The following is a 1,064-nucleotide window of genomic DNA, read 5'->3' on the forward strand; positions in this document are numbered from 1 at the left end:
TCCTTTCACTTCACAAGCGTAAGTTAACAGCATTAGAAAATATAAAAGCAAAACTCTTAGAAAAAATGTTTGTTTAATACAAAAACTTAAAAAAGAATAAATTTATTTTTCTTATTTTATTAAAATGTACTATATCTTAAATAACATTAGTCCCTTAGAAAAAGGGATTTTTATTTTAAATTTACAAATTTTATTCTGTTTTATTTATTAATAATATTAATATCAATAAAACAATTAAGATTATTATATTTTTCATATTTATTCTATCTTTTTATCAAAAATATAGATACATTTATTAAAACTATATTTAATTTTTTAGAAATATTTAGATTTATAAGCATTTTTACACTATTTTTACAAAATCATTTTACCTTTTTAATCAATAGTCTTTTACGCTTGTGAAGTGAAAGGACTGAATCAATTAAAGTAAAAAGTTTACCTACTAAAATATTTTCTTTATTTTCTTTTGATTTAAAAATTATTTCTGAATTAACAGTTTCTGAACTTAAATTAGGCTGTGTTCCGGTAGATAAAACTTTATTTCAATGTTTTTTAAAATTTTTATAAGTTAAATTATAGAAGTAAAAATCTAATAACTCTTTTTCTTTTAAAATAATGCTAAAAATTGCTTGACTAGTTGCTAAATTTACTTTATTTATAGTGATTTTACCTATAGATGCATAAATTGATAAGTTCAAAGAATCTTTAGGAACTAATCATGCACTTGAGTTAGCAATCCCTTCTTCAGAAATGTGTTTTTCTGTTTCGGTTAAATATTTTTCAGAATTTGTTATATCTTTAATAGTTAAAAAAGGAATTTTACCATTATAAAATTTTTTATTTGTAGTTAAAGGAGTTCCGCCTGTCTTTCCAAAAGCATATATATTCCCCATAACGTCCTGTTCTCAAGTGTGAGTTGCTTTTTCAAATTTTAAAGGGAAAATTACAGAATTTTGAGATGGAAACATCTTGTAAAATAGCGATTTTCTAATGTTTTTCAATAAAATGCACTTACGCTTGTGAAGTGAAAGGACTAAATCAATCGAACTAAATAAATTGGCTAT

General features: G+C 22.3%; 1 protein-coding gene. It reads right to left on the minus strand.

What is annotated here, in order from left to right; genetic code table 4:
• Nucleotides 1-263: 263 nt before the first annotated feature.
• A partial coding sequence (locus ACXX85_RS03965; RefSeq protein WP_458560687.1) for a restriction endonuclease subunit S occupies nt 264-1,064 on the minus strand: 801 nt, incomplete at its 5' end.

This window comes from Mycoplasma sp. Z386, assembly GCF_054343375.1.